Source organism: Halarchaeum nitratireducens (genome assembly GCF_017874695.1).
Lineage (GTDB): Archaea > Halobacteriota > Halobacteria > Halobacteriales > Halobacteriaceae > Halarchaeum > Halarchaeum nitratireducens.
This window is the reverse complement of sequence record NZ_JAGIKY010000009.1, coordinates 47,841-64,120: the sequence shown is the minus strand read 5'-3', so window position 1 is coordinate 64,120 and position 16,280 is coordinate 47,841. Positions and strand designations below refer to the sequence as shown.

At 69.5% G+C, this 16,280-nt stretch carries 20 protein-coding genes and 1 tRNA gene; 13 read left to right on the top strand and 8 right to left on the bottom strand.

Translation table 11 applies throughout. The annotated features are described in order from the left end of the window. The first annotated feature begins 90 nt into the window (after nucleotides 1–90). The 8 genes from J2754_RS09960 to rpsB all read left to right on the top strand — a co-directional run bounded on the left by J2754_RS09960 (nucleotide 91) and on the right by rpsB (nucleotide 3,720). Nucleotides 91–175: transfer RNA gene (locus J2754_RS09960), tRNA-Leu, on the top strand. A gap of 36 nt (nucleotides 176–211) precedes the next feature. After that, nucleotides 212–565 carry a 50S ribosomal protein L18e gene (locus J2754_RS09955; protein WP_020221569.1) on the top strand — a complete coding sequence of 118 codons (354 nt, stop codon included), beginning with the start codon at nucleotides 212–214 and terminating at the stop codon, nucleotides 563–565. Further along, nucleotides 562–999, top strand: a complete 438-nt coding sequence (locus tag J2754_RS09950) for a 50S ribosomal protein L13 (protein ID WP_211087309.1) — start codon at nucleotides 562–564, stop codon at nucleotides 997–999. Before J2754_RS09955 ends, J2754_RS09950 begins: the two co-directional genes overlap by 4 nt. Then, the gene (locus J2754_RS09945) at nucleotides 993–1,391 is read left to right on the top strand and encodes a 30S ribosomal protein S9 (protein ID WP_188879460.1); all 399 of its coding nucleotides are present in this window, start codon (nucleotides 993–995) and stop codon (nucleotides 1,389–1,391) included. Before J2754_RS09950 ends, J2754_RS09945 begins: the two co-directional genes overlap by 7 nt. A 10-nt stretch (nucleotides 1,392–1,401) precedes the next feature. After that, nucleotides 1,402–1,602 (top strand): DNA-directed RNA polymerase subunit N, encoded by a 201-nt coding sequence (locus tag J2754_RS09940; RefSeq protein ID WP_188879462.1) that lies wholly within the window; start codon nucleotides 1,402–1,404, stop codon nucleotides 1,600–1,602. Next, entirely contained in the window at nucleotides 1,602–1,772 is a 171-nt protein-coding gene (locus J2754_RS09935; RefSeq protein ID WP_211087308.1) for a DNA-directed RNA polymerase subunit K, read from the top strand. Before J2754_RS09940 ends, J2754_RS09935 begins: the two co-directional genes overlap by 1 nt. Continuing rightward, nucleotides 1,772–2,971: a phosphopyruvate hydratase gene (gene eno / locus J2754_RS09930; RefSeq protein WP_188879466.1), complete on the top strand. Its 1,200-nt coding sequence runs from the start codon at nucleotides 1,772–1,774 to the stop codon at nucleotides 2,969–2,971. Before J2754_RS09935 ends, eno begins: the two co-directional genes overlap by 1 nt. Continuing rightward, complete coding sequence (gene rpsB / locus J2754_RS09925) at nucleotides 2,968–3,720, top strand: 30S ribosomal protein S2 (protein WP_188879467.1); 753 nt, start codon at nucleotides 2,968–2,970, stop codon at nucleotides 3,718–3,720. Before eno ends, rpsB begins: the two co-directional genes overlap by 4 nt. A 72-nt stretch (nucleotides 3,721–3,792) precedes the next feature. Here rpsB and J2754_RS09920 read toward each other — a convergent pair whose 3' ends face one another. Then, entirely contained in the window at nucleotides 3,793–4,605 is an 813-nt protein-coding gene (locus J2754_RS09920; RefSeq protein ID WP_211087307.1) for a VOC family protein, read from the bottom strand. 87 nt (nucleotides 4,606–4,692) lie between these two features. Between J2754_RS09920 and mvk the strand changes: the two genes are divergently transcribed. Beyond that, nucleotides 4,693–5,676 (top strand): mevalonate kinase, encoded by a 984-nt coding sequence (mvk, locus tag J2754_RS09915; protein ID WP_211087306.1) that lies wholly within the window; start codon nucleotides 4,693–4,695, stop codon nucleotides 5,674–5,676. Nucleotides 5,677–5,725: 49 nt separating this feature from the next. Further along, nucleotides 5,726–6,460 carry an isopentenyl phosphate kinase gene (locus tag J2754_RS09910; RefSeq protein WP_211087305.1) on the top strand — a complete coding sequence of 245 codons (735 nt, stop codon included), beginning with the start codon at nucleotides 5,726–5,728 and terminating at the stop codon, nucleotides 6,458–6,460. Between the two features lie 12 nt (nucleotides 6,461–6,472). Here the strand turns inward: J2754_RS09910 and J2754_RS09905 are convergent, their stop codons facing one another. After that, nucleotides 6,473–7,432, bottom strand: coding sequence for an AEC family transporter (locus tag J2754_RS09905; RefSeq protein ID WP_211087365.1), 960 nt, complete (start codon nucleotides 7,430–7,432; stop codon nucleotides 6,473–6,475). Nucleotides 7,433–7,643: 211 nt separating this feature from the next. On the opposite strand from J2754_RS09905, the gene J2754_RS09900 reads away from it, so the two are divergent. Both J2754_RS09900 and idsA3 read left to right on the top strand, forming a co-directional pair. Then, the gene (locus J2754_RS09900; protein ID WP_211087304.1) at nucleotides 7,644–8,966 is read left to right on the top strand and encodes an MBL fold metallo-hydrolase; all 1,323 of its coding nucleotides are present in this window, start codon (nucleotides 7,644–7,646) and stop codon (nucleotides 8,964–8,966) included. After that, complete coding sequence (idsA3, locus tag J2754_RS09895) at nucleotides 8,963–10,009, top strand: geranylfarnesyl diphosphate synthase (RefSeq protein WP_211087303.1); 1,047 nt, start codon at nucleotides 8,963–8,965, stop codon at nucleotides 10,007–10,009. Before J2754_RS09900 ends, idsA3 begins: the two co-directional genes overlap by 4 nt. Nucleotides 10,010–10,067: 58 nt before the next feature. Here idsA3 and J2754_RS09890 read toward each other — a convergent pair whose 3' ends face one another. The 5 genes from J2754_RS09890 to J2754_RS09870 all read right to left on the bottom strand — a co-directional run bounded on the left by J2754_RS09890 (nucleotide 10,068) and on the right by J2754_RS09870 (nucleotide 13,786). Then, a complete protein-coding gene (locus J2754_RS09890; protein WP_211087302.1) occupies nucleotides 10,068–10,667 on the bottom strand; it encodes a DUF5789 family protein in 600 nt (199 codons plus the stop codon). 182 nt (nucleotides 10,668–10,849) lie between these two features. Next, nucleotides 10,850–11,287 (bottom strand): metal-sulfur cluster assembly factor, encoded by a 438-nt coding sequence (locus J2754_RS09885; RefSeq protein WP_245332965.1) that lies wholly within the window; start codon nucleotides 11,285–11,287, stop codon nucleotides 10,850–10,852. Continuing rightward, nucleotides 11,284–12,357 carry an amidohydrolase family protein gene (locus tag J2754_RS09880; protein WP_245332964.1) on the bottom strand — a complete coding sequence of 358 codons (1,074 nt, stop codon included), beginning with the start codon at nucleotides 12,355–12,357 and terminating at the stop codon, nucleotides 11,284–11,286. Before J2754_RS09880 ends, J2754_RS09885 begins: the two co-directional genes overlap by 4 nt. Before the next feature lie 76 nt (nucleotides 12,358–12,433). Further along, on the bottom strand, nucleotides 12,434–12,877 hold the full coding sequence (locus tag J2754_RS09875) for a universal stress protein (RefSeq protein WP_211087300.1): 444 nt from the start codon (nucleotides 12,875–12,877) through the stop codon (nucleotides 12,434–12,436). 57 nt (nucleotides 12,878–12,934) lie between these two features. Continuing rightward, nucleotides 12,935–13,786 carry an aldo/keto reductase gene (locus J2754_RS09870; RefSeq protein WP_188879481.1) on the bottom strand — a complete coding sequence of 284 codons (852 nt, stop codon included), beginning with the start codon at nucleotides 13,784–13,786 and terminating at the stop codon, nucleotides 12,935–12,937. Between the two features lie 203 nt (nucleotides 13,787–13,989). Here J2754_RS09870 and J2754_RS09865 point away from each other — a divergent pair, with 203 nt between their 5' ends. Continuing rightward, nucleotides 13,990–15,747, top strand: coding sequence for a glutamate--tRNA ligase (locus J2754_RS09865; protein WP_211087299.1), 1,758 nt, complete (start codon nucleotides 13,990–13,992; stop codon nucleotides 15,745–15,747). Between the two features lie 58 nt (nucleotides 15,748–15,805). Here the strand turns inward: J2754_RS09865 and J2754_RS09860 are convergent, their stop codons facing one another. Continuing rightward, nucleotides 15,806–16,279, bottom strand: a complete 474-nt coding sequence (locus J2754_RS09860; protein ID WP_211087298.1) for a DUF456 domain-containing protein — start codon at nucleotides 16,277–16,279, stop codon at nucleotides 15,806–15,808. Between the last annotated feature and the right edge of the window lies 1 nt (nucleotide 16,280).

The window sequence follows — 16,280 nt, the reverse complement described above, 5'->3', positions numbered from 1 at the left end:
CGGCCACGCCCGCGGCGGGGATCGAAAGTCCCTTTACGGGGCGGCGGGAACCATGTGTTGTCGGTAAGACCGCGCCTTCTCAGTGGGCGTGCAGGGATAGCCAAGTTTGGCCAAAGGCGCAGCGTTCAGGGCGCTGTCTCGTAGGAGTTCGCAGGTTCAAATCCTGCTCCCTGCACTCCACACCCCTATACTCTCATCAGGAGCCAGAAGCATGAGCAAGACGAGCCCGAGACTCAGTAGTCTCATCGCCCAACTCAAGTCCGTCGCCCGCGATTCGGGTGCGGACGTGTGGCATGACGTCGCAGACCGGCTGGAGAAGCCGCGATCGACGCACGCTGAGGTGAATCTGAGTCGCATCGAACGGTACGCGAACGAGGACGAAACGGTCGTCGTCCCGGGCAAGGTGCTCGGTTCGGGCGCCCTCCGGAAGTCCGTGACCGTCGCCGCGGTGGACTTTTCGTCCAGCGCGGAGACGAAGATCGAGCACGCGGACGGCGACGTCGTCCAGCTAGCACAGGCAGTCGAACAAAACCCCGAAGGATCCAACGTCCGGGTGATCCGATGAGCGCCGCAGAGTTCGACGCGGACGTCGTCGTCGACGCCCGTGACTGCATCATGGGCCGCGTCGCATCGAACGTCGCGGAGCTCGCGCTCGACGGCCAGACGGTGGCCGTCGTCAACGCGGAGGACGCGGTCATCACGGGCACCGAGGAAGACGTCCTCGGGACGTACCGCAAGCGCGCCGAGCTCGGCTCGGACAGCGGGCCGTACTACCCCAAACGCCCCGACCGCATCTTCAAGCGCGCCGTGCGCGGGATGCTCCCGTACAAGACGGACCGCGGGCGCGAGGCGTTCGAGAACGTCCGCCTCTACGTCGGAAACCAGTTCGACGAGGAGGGCGAGGTGCTTGATGGCACCTCGCTCGATCGCCTCTCGAACATCAAGTTCGTCTCCCTCGGCGAGATCTCCGAGGAACTGGGTGCTAACAAGACATGGTAACCAACACGAGCGGCAAGAAGAAGACGGCCGTCGCCCGCGCGACGGTCACCGAAGGCGAGGGTCGCGTGCGAATCAACTCGACGCCCGTCGAGCTCGTCGATCCCGAGATGTCGCGTCTCAAGATGCTGGAGCCGTTCCGCATCGCGGGCGAGGACATCCGCGACGAGATCGACGTCGACGTCAGCGTGAGCGGCGGCGGCTACGCCGGTCAGGCCGACGCCGTCCGCACCGCCATCGCGCGCGGCATCGTCGAGTTCCGCAACGACGCCGAGCTCCGCGATGCGTTCATGGAGTTCGACCGTCAGCTCCTCGTCAACGACGCGCGGCGTAAGGAGCCGAAGAAGTGGGGCGGGCCCGGTGCGCGGGCGCGCTACCAGAAGTCCTACCGCTGAGGGATCGATCATGATGGTACCAGTCCGGTGTTTCACGTGCGGCACCGTCATCGGTGAACACTGGGAGGAGTTCAAGGCGCGCGCGGCGAGCAAGGAGGGCGACGAGGATCCCGCAGCGGTCCTCGACGACCTCGGCCTCGACAGACACTGCTGTCGGCGCATGTTCGTCTCGCACCAGGACCTCGTCGACGTGGTCTCACCCTACCAGTAATGCCCGAGTTCAACCGCTACGAGAAAGCACGCATCATCGGGGCGCGAGCGCTCCAGGTCTCCTACGGCGCGCCCGTACTGGTCGACACCGACCAGACGGAGCCGATCCTGATCGCCGCCGAGGAGTACGACGCGAACGCGCTTCCGTTCACCGTCCGGAGGGAACAGTAATGACACGCATCGAAACGGTTCGCCTGCGCGCGGTCCTCGACTCGCGCGGCAACAAGACCGTGGAAGCGGACGTGCTCACCGAGTCCGGCGGCTTCGGCCGCGCGGCCGCGCCCTCCGGGGCGTCCACCGGTGAGTACGAAGCCATCGAGCTGCCCGTGAACGAGGCCATCGCGGCGGCCCGCGAGCACGCCGTCCCCCGACTCGAAGGGCGCGTCTACGCCGGCGATCAGCGCGAGGTCGACGAGACCCTGCGCGCGGCCGACGGCACCGCGGACTTCTCGGAGATCGGCGCGAACTCAGCGGTCGCCATCAGCATGGCGGCCTCCAAGGCCGGGGCGGACGTCCTCGGCGCACCGCTCTACCAGCACCTCGGCGGCGCCTTCCGGGGCGGGAACTTCCCGATTCCCCTGGGGAACGTCGTCGGTGGTGGCGAGCACGCCCAGGAGGCCACGGCGATCCAGGAGTTCCTGAGCGCACCCGTCGGCGCGCCGAGCGTGAAGGACGCGGTCTTCGCGAACGCGCGGGTCCACGGCGAGATCGGCTCGCTGCTGGAGGAGCGCGGTACGCCCGCAGCGAAGGGCGACGAGGGCGCGTGGGCCCCCTCGATCTCGGACGCGGAAGCGTTCGAGCTCGTCGAGGAGGCCGTCGAGACGGTCGCGGACGACGTCGGCTTCGACATCAAGTTCGGTCTCGACATGGCGGCGGCAGAGACCTTCGAGGACGGTGAGTACGTCTACGGTGACGAGGTCCGCTCTACCGAGGAGCAGATCGACTACGTCGCCGGACTGGTCGACGAGTACGACCTCGCGTACGTCGAGGACCCGCTCGACGAGGACGCCTACGAGGCGTTCGCGGACCTCACCGACCGCGTCGGCTCGCAGACGCTGATCTGCGGCGACGATCTGTTCGTCACGAACGTCGAGCGCCTCGAAGCGGGGATCGACGTCGATGCGGCGAACAGCATCCTCATCAAGCCGAACCAGATCGGCACTCTCAGCGACGCCTTCGACGCCATCGAACTCGCCACCCGGAACGGCTACGAGACGGTCGTCAGCCATCGGAGCGGCGAGACGGAGGACACGACGATCGCACACCTCGCCGTCGCGACCGACGCCCCGTTCATCAAGACGGGCGCGGTCGGAGGCGAGCGCACTGCCAAGCTGAACGAACTCATCCGCATCGCGGACGAGGCACTATGAGCGAGCACGAAGACAGCGAGGCCGAACTCGAGGACGCCCCCGAGGCGGACGCGGAGTCCGAGGCGACCGACGTCGAGGTCGACGTCGAGGCGGACGCCGCCGACGACGCCGACGCCACGGAGGCCCCCGAGCCGGCCGCAGGGACGGAAGACGTAATGCCAGACGAGGACGCCGACCTCCTCATCCCGGTCGAGGATTACCTCGCCGCGGGTGTCCACATCGGCACACAGCAGAAGACGAAGGACATGGAGCGGTTCATCCACCGCGTGCGGACGGATGGCCTCTACGTCCTCGACGTCTCGCGCACGGACGAGCGCATCCGCACGGCCGCGGACTTCCTCGCCAACTACGACCCCGAGCAGGTCCTCGTGACCTCCTCGCGTCAGTACGGTCGCTTCCCCGCGGAGAAGTTCGCGGACGCGGTCGGTGCGCGCGCCCGGACGGGTCGCTTCATCCCGGGGACGCTGACGAACCCGCAGTACGACGGCTACATCGAGCCGGACGTGCTGGTCGTCACGGACCCGATCGGCGACAGCCAGGCGGTCAAGGAAGCGATCACGGTCGGCATCCCGGTCATCGCGATGTGCGACTCGAACAACTCCACGAGCAACGTCGACCTCGTCGTTCCGACGAACAACAAGGGTCGACGCGCGCTCTCGGTCGTCTACTGGCTGCTCGCGAACGAGGTCCTCGACAAGCGCGGCGCCGAGCCGTCCTACAGCCTCGAGGACTTCGAGAGCGAGATCTAACGCCGACGACTCTTCCTTTCGAAGACTCCCGGTCGAGAGTGGCGACGCTGTCGCGCGTGTCCGCGTCGGTCGTCAGCGCTCGAGGACGCCGAGTCGGGTGTCGAAGCCGTCGACGAAGCGGACGCGCTTGCCGAAGAGGGTGCGCCCGCCGTGGAGCGGGTGGTGGGCGGCGGCGTCGGAGACGTCCCCGCTGAGGAGGACGGTCGCAGGGCAGGCCCCGAAGCGCTCGACGCGCTCGCGGACGGGGCCGCCGCTCGGTTCGCAAAGGACGACGTCTTGGCCGGGGAAGGCCGCGAGGTCGCCGAACGTGTCGTCGTCGTCGCGCTCGGGTGCGGGGAGTCGATAGAGATCGGTGAAACGCGCGATCGCGCCGTCGAGGTCGTCGACGGCGACGACGACGCGGCCGATCCCGGAGAGCGGCGACCCGTAGAGGGCGCTGTCGGGAACGCGGTACTCGCGCGGTGTCCGATCGGAGACGACGAAGGGGAGCGGGGAGTCGGGACCGCCGAGGAAGCCGACGTCCCACTCGGCGACGCCGCGGTCGGTCTCGCGGCGCTCGCGCAGGGGGCCCCGGACGGTGACGTCGTGGCTGATCGCGCGCTGGAGTTCGCTGTGGACGCTCCCGGCGTCGACGCCCCACGCGCAGGGGCCGGCGCCGGCGGCGACGAACGCGGGCCAGTGGCCGTCGTCCGGATCGATGTCGGCGCCGGCGGGAGCGAGGAGTTCGAGCGCGGAGCCGTCGGGGAGGACGATCATCGCGGTCTCCGTCCCGGTCTCGGCGTGCTCGCCGCCGTACTGGGGGGCGAAGCCGGCGTTCTCGAAGCGCTCGACGAGCGCGTCGAGGTCGGGGGCGACGAACGGCACGTGGTCGATGACGGGTCGCATACCGCCGCTTGGCCGCCGTCGGGCATAGGTGGCGTGACCGGCCCCGAAGCGAAAGGGTACTTACGCGCGGCCGCCGCGTGTTCGGGTATGCCGACGAGTTCGAGCGCCCCGGGGAAGGTGTACCTCTTCGGGGAGCACGCGGTCGTCTACGGCGAGCCCGCGGTGCCCTGTGCGATCGAGCGGCGCGCGACGGTGACGGTCGCGGAGCGCGGCGACGACCGACAGCGCGTGAGCGCGGCGGACCTCACGCTCGACGGGTTCACCGTCGAGTACGGGGCGAGCGACGACGCACCCGACGTGGACGTGCCGACGCCGCTCGTCGAGGCCGCGATGGGGTACGTTGACGCCGCGATGGCGACGGCGCGGGACGCGGCTGACCGCCCGGACGCCGGCCTCGACGTCACGATCGAGAGCGACATCCCGCTGGGCGCGGGACTGGGGTCCTCGGCCGCGGTCGTCGTCGCGGCGATCGACGCCGCGACGCGTGAGCTCGGCGTCGATCTCGCCCCGGAGGCGATCGCCGAGCGCGCGTACGAGGTCGAGCGGGACGTGCAGAGCGGCGAGGCCTCGCGGGCGGACACCTTCTGCTCGGCGGTGGGCGGAGCCGTCCGCGTCGAGGGGTCGGACTGCCGGACGCTGGCGACGCCCGATCTCCCGTTCGTCGTGGGGTACGACGGGACGAGCCACGACACGGGCAAACTCGTCGCGGGCGTGCGCGCGCTCCGCGAGGAGTACGACTTCGCGCGCGACACCGTCGCCTCCATCGGCGACCTCGTTCGCCGGGGTGAGGAGGCGCTCCGCGAGGGCGACGTCGCCGAACTCGGGCGACTGATGGACGTGAACCACGGGCTGCTCGCGGCGCTCGGCGTCTCCGCGCGCTCGCTCGACGAGATGGTCTGGGCGGCCCGAGAGGGCGGCGCGGCGGGCGCGAAGCTGACCGGCGCGGGCGGCGGCGGCTGTATCGTCGCGCTCGACGACGGCGCGGGCGCGGAGACCGCACTCTCGCTCACGCCGGCGTGCGACGAGTCGTTCCGCGCCGAGCTCGCCACTGACGGGGTGCGCGCCGAATGAGCGGCGTCGAGCGCGCTGTCCCGCACTCGCCGCGTCGGGGGGGATCGCCGTGACCGTCGTCCTGAAACTCGGCGGGAGCGTCGTCACCGAGAAGGACACGCCCGACACCGTCGACGGTCCCGCGCTCGCGGACGCCGCGGACGCGATCGCCGCGTCGGGGGTCGACGACCTCGTCCTCGTCCACGGCGGGGGGTCGTTCGGTCACCCCCACGCGGCCGCCTACGGCGTGTCACGGACCGACGGGACGCGCGAGGCGACGGCGATCAGGGAGATTCACGGGGCGATGCGGACGCTGAACGACGCCGTCTGTGACGCGCTCTGCGAGCGCGGCGTGTCCGCCGTCCCCCACCACCCCCACTCCGCGGGCGTCCGGGACGCGGACGGGACGCTCTCGCTTTCGGTGGACGCCGTCGCCGCGAAACGCGACGAGGGGTTCGTCCCGGTGCTCCACGGCGACGTCGTGACGCACGTCGGCGCGGGCGCGACGGTCGTGAGCGGCGACGAGCTCGTCGTCGCGCTCGCGGACGGCCTCGACGCCGAACGGGTCGGCGTCTGCTCGACCGTCTCCGGGGTGTTGGACGACGAGGGGGCGGTCATCCCCGCGATCGAGAACTACGCGGACGTCGAGCGCTACCTCGGCGGAAGCGACGACACAGACGTCACGGGCGGCATGGCCGCGAAGGTCCGCGCGCTCCTCGGGCTCCGCGCGCCCGCGTCCGTCTTCGGCCCCGACGCCGTCGGCGACTTCCTCGACGGCGAGACGCCGGGGACGGTGATCCGCTAAGGGCGACAGCGCTCAGAAGAGGAGCCCCTGCCGGATCGCGGCGACGAGGCCGGTGAGGACGACGACGCTCGCCACCGTCGTGACGAAGATGACGGTGCTCATGTACTCGGCGACGTCGACGGCCTCGTCGGCGCTCGCGCTCCGATAGGCGATGACGAGCGCGAGCGGCGTCACGGCGGCCGGCGTCGCACATTCGAGGACGAAGACGTTGGCGACCGCCGGGTTCGTGAATCCGACGGCGAGCGCGATCACGACCCCGACGAGCGGCGCGACGCCGAGTTTGAGGGCGGCGGGGAGCGCCGTCGGACGGAGGTGACCGAGGTCGACGTCGGCGAGCTGGATGCCGACGACGGTGAGCATGAGTGGAACGGCGGCCGAACCGACGCTGTCGACCGTCGTCATGAACGTCCCATCGACGGGGGGGACGAGGCCGAGGACGCGGACGAGCGCCGCGGCGGCGACGGCGTAGACGAGCGGGAGGCGGACGACCTCGCGGAGGGCGCTCGTCGCGCCGGCGGCGTCCCCCTCGCGCGCGGAGACGACGTAGACGCCGAGGGTGTAGAGGACGACGCTTTGGACGGTGAGGAAGACGGTCGCGGTGGTCCGCCCGAGGTCGCCGAAGACGAACGCGGAGAGCGGGATCCCGACGAACCCGGAGTTGGGGAACGCGCTGGCGAGCACGACGCCGGAGAACAGCGTCTCGGGGACGTCGAGGAGGTGGCCGGCGGCGAACGCGAGCGCCATGAGCCCGAGGAGGTAGGCGACAACGGCGACGACGAGGGAGACGACCGCGTCCCCGCCGAGGGTCGTCGTGGCGATGCCGTGGAAGACGAGCGCCGGGAGGAAGAAGTTGAGCGCGACGGTGTTGAGCGGGCCGACGGCGACGTCGGTGGCGCGTCCGATGGCGTAGCCGACGGCGGCGATGGCGACAATCGGGAGGATCGCCGACACGAACGCACCGAGGAGCGTCACGGGCGTCTCACCGCCGCTCGGGCGGCGTCGATGCGGGTCGCGTTGGGAGAGCGGCACACGCCGACCCGTACCGGACGCCGGCGCAAAGCCCCTTCCGAAACGCGCCGCCGAGAGACGGGACCGCACCGGCCGGTGACCCCGGCGCTTTTGTCGCGGTCGGTCCTACGCACTGACGGTAGCGAGACGCTCGCGCCGGACGAGGAGCACCCGAATGGACATCCAAATCGCGGCGGTCGGGGGGTACGAGGAGGTCGGCCGGAACATGACGGCGGTCCGTGTCGGGGACGACGTCGTCGTCTTCGACATGGGCCTCGACGTCGCGCCGGTCGTCCGCGAGGGGATCGACGTCGAGCACGCCGGGCGACGCGAACTGATCGACGCCGGTGCGATTCCGGACGATAGCGTCGTCGCCGACCTCGACGGAGAGGTGTGTGCGATCGTCTTCTCGCACGGCCATCTCGATCACGTCGGGGCGGCCGGCGTCCTCGCGGAGCGCTACGACGCCCCGCTGATCGCGTCACCGTTCACGATGGAGATCCTGAAGGGCGAACTCGATCCAGGATACGACGGCGACCTCGTGACGATGGCGGCCGGGGAGGTGACGGCGCTCGGTGACGACCTCGACTTGGAGTTCGTCCACGTCACGCACTCGACCGTCGGCGCGGTGAACCCCGTGTTACACACCCCCGAGGGCGCGGTCGTCTACGGACTCGACAAACGCCTCGATCACGACCCCGTCCTCGAACCACCGATCGACATGGCGCGTTTCGCCGAGCTCGGCGAGGCGGGGGTCCTCGCGTACGTCGAGGACTGCACGAACGCGGGTCGTTCGGGTCGCACGCCCGGCGAGGCCGTCGCCCGCGCCCGCGTCCGTGACGTCCTCGGGAGCGTCGCGGACGCGCCGGGCGTGATCGTCGCCTCGACGTTCGCCAGTCACGTCGCGCGCGTCTCCGGCGTCGTCGAGACCGCCCGTGAGATCGGACGAGAACCGATCCTCCTCGGGCGATCGATGGCGACCTACGCGCGGACGGCCGCGCACTTCGACTATCCGGGCTTCGGGGACGTCGAGGCGCACGGGACGCGGGTCGGTATCGAGCGTGCCCTCCGTCGCGTCCGTACCGAGGGCCGCGACTCGTTTCTGCTGCTCGCCACCGGCCATCAGGGCGAGCCGAACGCCGTCCTCCCGCGCCTCGCCCGCGGGGACGGCGCCCTCGCTCTCGGGGCGGACGACGTCGTCGTGTTCGGCGCTCGCGTGATCCCCGACCCGATCAACCGCCGGCAGCGGGCGACGCTCGATCGCCGGCTGGCTCGGCGCGGCACCGAGGTGCACGAGGACGTCCACGTCTCCGGTCACCTCAGTGCCGCGGGCCACCGCCGGATGCGCCGCACGCTCGAACCCCGTACCCTTATCCCTGCCCACCAGTCAGTAGGAGGTATCGAACGGTACGTCGCCCTCGCCGAAGCCGACGGATACGAGCGCGGCGAAGACGTCCACGTCGCTCGAAACGGAACCATCATCCAACTCTCGTCATGAACCAGAACACGCGCGAAGACACGGTGCTGTCCGCCATCGAGGACCGACGCGAACGCGTCAACGACGCGATCGACGAGGAGCTACCCATGGCCGAACCCGAACGGCTCTACGAGGCATCGCGCTATCTCCTCGAGGCCGGGGGTAAACGCCTCCGCCCGACCGTCTCCCTGCTCGTCGCGGAGGCGCTCGCCGACGTCGAACCGCTGAGCGAGCCGTACGACGACTTCCCCGCGCTCGACGGGACGACGGTCGACGTCATGGCGGCCGCCGTCTCCATCGAGATCATCCAGTCGTTCACTCTCATCCACGACGACATCATGGACGACGACGACCTCCGCCGCGGCGTCCCGTCCGTCCACCGCGAGTACGACGACGAGACCGCGATCCTCGCCGGCGACACGCTCTACTCGAAGGCCTTCGAGATCATGCTCCGGACCGACGCCGAGCCGACCGCGAGCCTCGACGCCATCGACTGTCTCGCTCGCACCTGTACGCGCATCTGCGAGGGCCAATCCCTCGACGTGGACTTCGAGACGCGCCCCGACGTCGACACCGGAGCGTACCTCGACATGGTCGAGCGCAAGACTGCCGTCCTCTACGGCGCCGCCGCGAGCGTCCCCGCCATCGTCGTGGGGGCCGACGACGAGGTCGTCGACGCGCTCTACCGGTACGGCGTCAACGCCGGCAAGGCCTTCCAGATTCAGGACGACGTCCTCGATCTGACCGTCCCCTCAGAGCAACTCGGCAAGCAGCGCGGGAGCGACCTCGTCGAGAACAAGCGCACGATCATCACCGTCCACGCCCGCGACCACGGCGTCGCGGTCGACGACCTCGTGGACGCCGACGACCCCGAGGACGTCACCGACGCCGACATCGACGCCGCCGTCGCCGAACTCGAGGACGCTGGCAGCATCGACTACGCCCGCGATCTCGCCGCCGATCTCACCGCACAGGCGAAGGCCGAACTCGACGTCCTCCCCGACAACGAGGCACGATACCTCCTCCGCGAGATCGCCGACTACCTCATCGAACGCGGCTACTGACCGACCGTTTGCGACACACGGAGTCCGCCCTCCTCGACGGCCGCCCGCGTCCGTCGGTCTATATACCGAGCCACTCGTCCGCCCGGATCTGATACCCGTTCGTCCGACAGAACTCGGCCGCTTCCCGGCGTACCGCTCTGGAGGACGGGAGATCCCCCGTCTCGCGGACCCGATCGACGACCCAGTCGCGAATGACCGCGATTCCCTCGTCGTCGTCATCGGCGTCGATCGAACCGAGCGCTCGGAACGTCGTTTCGTACGCTTTGCGCTGTGACCAGCTGAACTCCGCGTCCTGACGCGTCTCGATGGACTCGACGATACGTTTCATCGCCGAAGCGACCGTCGGGCGCCGGACCGTCACCCGAACGGCCGCCGGGGAGTCGAACGCCTCCCGGTCGGTCTCCGGCACGAGCGCCTCGATCGCGTAGCGCTCCCCGTCGGATTCGATCGTGCGGTCGCCGATCGCCGCGACGACGTCGGCCCCCGACGCGGGAAACCGCACCGACTCGAGGGCCGCTTCGACGTCGTCGAGCGCCGCCGCCTCGACCGGTGGCTCCGACTCCTCCCCTCGATCCAGTTCCGTGGCGATGTCGCGCTCTTGCCGACGTCGCTCCGCGTCCCGCGCTTGCTTCTCTCGGCCGCGTTTATCGTCTGCCATCCTCTAGCGTTGTCCCTCCACGCTGATAGGCCTGTGGTCGTGATTCACGGACCACCGCGAGCACGGCGCACGACCGTTCCCGACTCCGAGTCAGCGACGTGCGAGCAGGGACGCCGTCCCCAGCGGGAACCGACGGAACACTTGCAACGGTGGGGTGTGTCGATCCCCGTCCGCCCGCTCGCTCAGCCGCCCGTCTCGACGTCGGCCGGTCGGTCCGTCGAGCCGTCGTCGCCGAGCTCCTCGCGGTAGCGTTCCTCGTAGCCGTCGAGGACGTCCCGGCGTTTGGCCCGCGCCGCCTCGCTCATCAGCTCCTCGCTCCACTCCATCCCATCGTCGGTGTCGAGCTCGACGCGCTCGACGGGTTCGAGGCCCGTGAGGCGGTCCTCGACCTGATCGATGAAGTAACCGATCATGTGACACATCGGGGTGGTGAGACGCATCTCGACGTGCGCTCGACCGTCGTCGGAGTCGACCTCGATCGCCTTCACGAGCCCCATCTCGACGATGTTCAAGTTCGAGCCGGTGGCGGCGCTACACGGATCCACTACGTCCCGGAGGGCGTCGCGGGCTCGTTCCTCGATGGGGTCGGTGGCGTCGGTCGGGTCGGTGCTCGCGCTCATTCGACCACCTCGAAGTCGGTCGTCGACCACGGGTCGTCGGCCATCTCGACGTCGCTGTACTGATCGTCCGCCGTACCCGCCTCGAGTTCGTCGAGATCGAAGCCGTGGGCCTCGGCGAAGTTCTCGCCGAGGATCTTGCGCTTGTCGTCCTCGGTGAGCTGGAAGGGGCCGCTGAAGCTCTCCATCTCCGGGAAGTCGTAGTTCCAGAAGCGCTCCAAGAGGAGCTGCGGGTGGAAGTGGGGCGCGCCGGTCCCCCAGATGATCTTGTCGACGGCCTGCTTCCCGCCGGCGTAGAGGAGTTGTTGGAGCGAGTCGACGAAGGACGTCGGCGTCGTCACGAGCTCGGTGAGCGTGAGTTCGAGGTTGACGTAGACGTTGGGGTGGCGGGCGATCTGCCAGCCGGTCTCCTCGGCGAAGGTCAGCCCGCCGTGGACGATCTCGAAGGTGAGCTCGGGGAAGCTGTTGGCGGCCTCCTCGACGTCGCCGACCTTGTAGGACTCCATCGGCGCGGTGGCGAACGGGAAGGCCTTGTGGACGGCGACGACGTCGAGGCCGAGGTCGACGGCGTGTTGCCAGAGCGGGAAGGCGTCCTCGGGGTCGTTCATCTTGAACTCGTGGTGGGTGCCGTCGGGCTCCCAGTAGGAGGGATACACCTTCACGCCGTGGGGGTCGAAGGCCTCGACCTGTCGCGTGAGGTCGGCCTGCGGGTCGTCGAGGCCGATCGCGTCGATGCTGGCGAACGCGGCCGTCCGCGTCGGATTGCGCTCGAAGAACGCGCGGGCCTTCGACTCGGCGGTGAGGCCGTCCTCGAAGACGGTGATCGACTGCGGGTGCATGACGGCGAAGTCCGTCTGGCTCTCGCGGAAGAGGGCGTTCTCCGTGTTCTCGACCGGCCAGTCGCCGAGGAAGGCCTCGCGGGTGCGCTGGTAGCCGTCGGGCATCTTCGCTTCCAGGGCGGCGCCGACGTTGGCGACCTGCTCGGCGTAGCGCGGCACGCGGTAGTTCTCCTCGGTCTGGTTGTACGTGTGGGTGACGGCGTCCACCACGAACACGTCGTCGAGTGTTGCCATACCGTACGGGCGTAACCTACAGTAGTAATAGTTATGTTTGTTAAAATATAGTACCGTCGCGAACCGTCCGACTGCGCTACTCCGCGAGGACGCTGACGACGGGGTGGTCGGCGCTGAGGATGACCGACTGCGTGACGCTCCCGAAGAGCGCCTTTCCGGTGGGCGAGCGTTTCCGGCCGCCGATGACGATGTAGCGCGGGCCGACCGACGCGGCGTCGTCGAGTATCTCCTCCGTCGGATCGCCGATCCGACCAGCGGGCGTGATCGTCGCCGGGACGTCGCCGAGCGCCATCTCCACGAGCCGTTCGGCGATGTCCTCCGCACGCTCGATCTCGATCGAGAAGGAGGTGTCGCTGAACTGGTCTATCGAGCGCACCGACTCGAAGTGGGATTCGGCCTCGTCTTCCGGGATGACGTGAAGCACCCGGAGGTCGTCGTCGTAGGCCTCGGCGAGGTCGAGCCCGGTCTCGATGATCGCCTCCTGGTCGTGCTGTTCACCGACGGCGGCGAGAATCACCATACCTTCACGATTAACCACACGCCGCAAATAGGTTCCGACCGAGCGGGGAGTCCGGAGCTACTCGACGTCCAGCGTCGCGCGGTCCGCGTCGGTGAGCGCGAGTTCGCTCGCGGCGACGTTCTGTTCGAGGTGCGAGACGCTCGACGTTCCGGGGATCGGGAGGGTGACGTCGCTGTGATCGAGGAGCCACGCGAGCGCGACCTGATAGACGCTCGCGTCGTGGCGCTCGGCGACGGTTTCGACGGCGTCACGCGCCTCGTCGTCGAAGCCGCCGGCCCCGACCGGGAAGTACGGGATGAAGCCGATGTCGTACTCCTCGCAGGCCTCAAGGACGTCCTCGTGCTCCCGGTCGCCGAGGTTGTACTCGTTTTGCACCGTGGCGACGTCGACGTGATCGCGCGCGAGCTCGAGCTGCTCGACGGAGACGTTCGAGATGCCGACGTGATCGACGAGGCCGTCGTCTTGCAGTTCGGCGAAGGCCTGGATCGACGCCTCGTAGTCGGTGTCCGGGTCGGGGCGGTGGAACTGATAGAGGTCGATCGAGTCGACCCCGAGGCGATCGATGCTCGTGAGGGCTTGGTTCTTGATGTAGTCGGGGCCGCCGTGTGCGAGCCACTCGCCCTCGCGGTTGCGGAGGAGACCCGCCTTCGTGGCGACGACGAGGTCGTCGCGGGTCGCGTCGAGTGCCTCGCCGATCAGGCGCTCCGAGACCGCGGGTCCGTAGGAGTCCGCGGTGTCGATGAAGTCGACGCCGAGTTCGTCCGCGCGACGGAGCACGTCGCGGGCGTTCGGTTCGCTCTCCGGGCGGCCGATGACGTCCTCGCCGGTGATCCGCATCGCGCCGAAGCCGAGGCGGTGGACGGTGTACTCGCCGCCGATGTCGAACGTGTCGCTCTCGTTCGTGACCATATCCGTCGTTCGACGGCGAGCGGCTAAGGCGCTGTGGAGGCGGCGGGCAGTGCGGGATCCGTCGGATCCGCTGGCGCCCACGTCGTCAGTCGCCCGCGTCGTCGGCCGGGCCGTCGCCGGAATCGGCGTCGTCGCCGCTGGGCGTCCCGCGCGGCGATGGCGAACCCAAACGAATTTCCTCGTACCCCGGTAAGCGCTCGGGTATGGACGAGGACCTCCGCGAGCGGATCCGACGGGAGGCCGAGGCGAACGCGCTGTTCAACGCGCTGAAACACGGGAGCGACGCGCAGGTGGGCGCGATCCTCGGCCCGCTGATGGGCGCGAACCCCGAGTTCCGCGAGCACGGCGACGAGGTGTCGGGCGTCGTCGCGCCCGTCGTGAACGAGGTGAACGCCCTCGACGAGGCCGAGAAGCGCGCGCGCCTCGAAGAGATCGCGCCGGAGCGCCTCGCAGAGCTCGACGCGGAGGACGAGGGCGAGGATCACCCGCTGCCCGACCTCCCGAACGTCGAGGACTACGACGAGGTCCGGATGCGGTGTGCCCCCAACCCGAACGGCCCGTGGCACCTCGGGCACGCCCGGATGCCCGCGGTCATCGGGACGTACAAGGAACGCTACGACGGCTGGATGCTCGTCCGCTTCGACGACACGGACCCGGAGACGAAGCGCCCCGATCTCGACGCCTACGACGGCATCCTCGACGACATCGACTACCTCGGCTTCGAACCCGACGAGGTCGTGACAGCCTCGGATCGGATGGAGACCTACTACGAGCACGCGCGCGAGCTCATCGGGCTCGGCGGCGCGTACACCTGTAGCTGTTCGGGCGAGGCCTTCTCCGAGCTGAAGAACGACGGGGAGGCCTGCCCGCACCGCGAGAAGAACCCCGGCGTCGTCCGCGACGAGTTCGAGGCGATGATCGACGGCGAGTACGAGTCCGGCGAGATGGTGCTGCGCGTGAAGACGGACATCGAGCACAAGAACCCCGCGCTGCGCGACTTCGTCGCCTTCCGGATGGTCGACACGCCCCACCCGCGCGAGGAGGCCGCGGCGTATCGCTGCTGGCCGATGCTCGACTTCCAGTCCGGGATCGACGATCACCTGCTCGGCATCACGCACATCATCCGCGGAATCGACCTCCAAGACTCCGCGAAGCGCCAGCAGTTCGTCTACGACTACTTCGACTGGGAGTACCCCGAGGTCGTCCACTGGGGGCACGTGCAGGTCGACGCCTACGACGTGCAGATGAGCACGTCGACGATCAAAGCGAAGATCGAGGCGGGCGACCTCGACGGCTGGGACGACCCGCGCGCGCCCACGCTCAAGAGCGTCCGCCGCCGCGGGATCCGAGGGCAGGCGATCGTGGACGCGATGGTCGAACTCGGCACCTCCACCTCCGACGTCGACCTCGCCATGTCCTCCATCTACGCGAACAACCGCGACCTGATCGACGAGGAGACGCCGCGCGCCTTCCTCGTCCGCAACGGCTTCGCGCCGCGGGGCGAGGGGGCCGAGGCGGCGTACGCGGCCACCGAGGTCCCCATCGCGGGCGGCCCGGACACCGCGCATCCGCCCGTGCACCCGAACCACGAGGAGCGCGGCGAGCGCGACGTCCCGGTCGGCGACGCGGTGCTCGTCGAGACGGCCGACCTCCCCGGCGAGGGCGAGCGCGTCTGGCTCAAGGGGTACGGTCCCGTCCGCTACGACGGCGACGGCTTCGCGTACACCGACGACGACATCGACGTCGTCCGCGAGGACGGCGTCGACGTGATCCACTGGGTGCCCGCGGCGGGCAGCGTGCCCGTTCGCCTCCGCCGGATGGACGGCGATGTCTACGGCTACGCGGAACCCGGCTACGCGGATTACGAGCCGGACGACCTCGTGCAGTTCGTCCGCGTGGGATTCGCGCGCTACGACCGCGCCGACGAGGACGAGACGGTCGCGTACTACGCCCACCAGTAGCTCGGCGCGCGGTCCCTCTCCTCTGCTCTGCTCTTCGCCTTTCCGTTCGCGTCTCCTGCTACAGGAACTCGATCACGAGCACCGCGGCCAGCACGACGCCCGTGCAGACCAACTGCACGGCCGCGGCGGCGAGCACGCCGACGGTCGCCGCGGCCGCGCTCCGCAGGCTCGCCTCGGCGTCGCCGAGGCGACGATATTCGAGCGCGAGGACGGTGACGGCCACGCCCGCGAGGACGACGATCGGGCCGCCGAGCGGGAGACAGAGCAGGCCCACGACCGCGGCGAGGAGCGTCGTCCGGAGGGACGCGCCACCCGCGCTCGCGCCGATCGCGCCGCCGAACCAGTCGACGGCGAGCGCGACGAGACAGCACGCGACGAGGGCGGCGAGGACGAACGCGCCGGGTTCGCCCGTGTCCCACCGGTAGAGGCCGAGCCCCGCGAGCGAGACGAGGCCGCTCGGGAGGAGCGGGAGGACGCTGGCCACCATCCCGAACCCGAGCAGGCCGATCGCGAGGAGGACGAGCGCGTCCATC

What these genes read in the sequence shown, in the direction of transcription:
- J2754_RS09955 (WP_020221569.1), top strand. Translation starts at nt 212, where the DNA reads ATGAGCAAGACGAGCCCGAGACTCAGTAGTCTCATCGCCCAACTCAAG.
- J2754_RS09950 (WP_211087309.1), top strand. Translation starts at nt 562, where the DNA reads ATGAGCGCCGCAGAGTTCGACGCGGACGTCGTCGTCGACGCCCGTGAC.
- J2754_RS09945 (WP_188879460.1), top strand. Translation starts at nt 993, where the DNA reads ATGGTAACCAACACGAGCGGCAAGAAGAAGACGGCCGTCGCCCGCGCG.
- J2754_RS09940 (WP_188879462.1), top strand. Translation starts at nt 1,402, where the DNA reads ATGATGGTACCAGTCCGGTGTTTCACGTGCGGCACCGTCATCGGTGAA.
- J2754_RS09935 (WP_211087308.1), top strand. Translation starts at nt 1,602, where the DNA reads ATGCCCGAGTTCAACCGCTACGAGAAAGCACGCATCATCGGGGCGCGA.
- eno (WP_188879466.1), top strand. Translation starts at nt 1,772, where the DNA reads ATGACACGCATCGAAACGGTTCGCCTGCGCGCGGTCCTCGACTCGCGC.
- rpsB (WP_188879467.1), top strand. Translation starts at nt 2,968, where the DNA reads ATGAGCGAGCACGAAGACAGCGAGGCCGAACTCGAGGACGCCCCCGAG.
- J2754_RS09920 (WP_211087307.1), bottom strand. Translation starts at nt 4,605, where the DNA reads ATGCGACCCGTCATCGACCACGTGCCGTTCGTCGCCCCCGACCTCGAC.
- mvk (WP_211087306.1), top strand. Translation starts at nt 4,693, where the DNA reads ATGCCGACGAGTTCGAGCGCCCCGGGGAAGGTGTACCTCTTCGGGGAG.
- J2754_RS09900 (WP_211087304.1), top strand. Translation starts at nt 7,644, where the DNA reads ATGGACATCCAAATCGCGGCGGTCGGGGGGTACGAGGAGGTCGGCCGG.
- idsA3 (WP_211087303.1), top strand. Translation starts at nt 8,963, where the DNA reads ATGAACCAGAACACGCGCGAAGACACGGTGCTGTCCGCCATCGAGGAC.
- J2754_RS09890 (WP_211087302.1), bottom strand. Translation starts at nt 10,667, where the DNA reads ATGGCAGACGATAAACGCGGCCGAGAGAAGCAAGCGCGGGACGCGGAG.
- J2754_RS09885 (WP_245332965.1), bottom strand. Translation starts at nt 11,287, where the DNA reads ATGAGCGCGAGCACCGACCCGACCGACGCCACCGACCCCATCGAGGAA.
- J2754_RS09880 (WP_245332964.1), bottom strand. Translation starts at nt 12,357, where the DNA reads ATGGCAACACTCGACGACGTGTTCGTGGTGGACGCCGTCACCCACACG.
- J2754_RS09875 (WP_211087300.1), bottom strand. Translation starts at nt 12,877, where the DNA reads ATGGTGATTCTCGCCGCCGTCGGTGAACAGCACGACCAGGAGGCGATC.
- J2754_RS09870 (WP_188879481.1), bottom strand. Translation starts at nt 13,786, where the DNA reads ATGGTCACGAACGAGAGCGACACGTTCGACATCGGCGGCGAGTACACC.
- J2754_RS09865 (WP_211087299.1), top strand. Translation starts at nt 13,990, where the DNA reads ATGGACGAGGACCTCCGCGAGCGGATCCGACGGGAGGCCGAGGCGAAC.
- J2754_RS09860 (WP_211087298.1), bottom strand. Translation starts at nt 16,279, where the DNA reads ATGGACGCGCTCGTCCTCCTCGCGATCGGCCTGCTCGGGTTCGGGATG.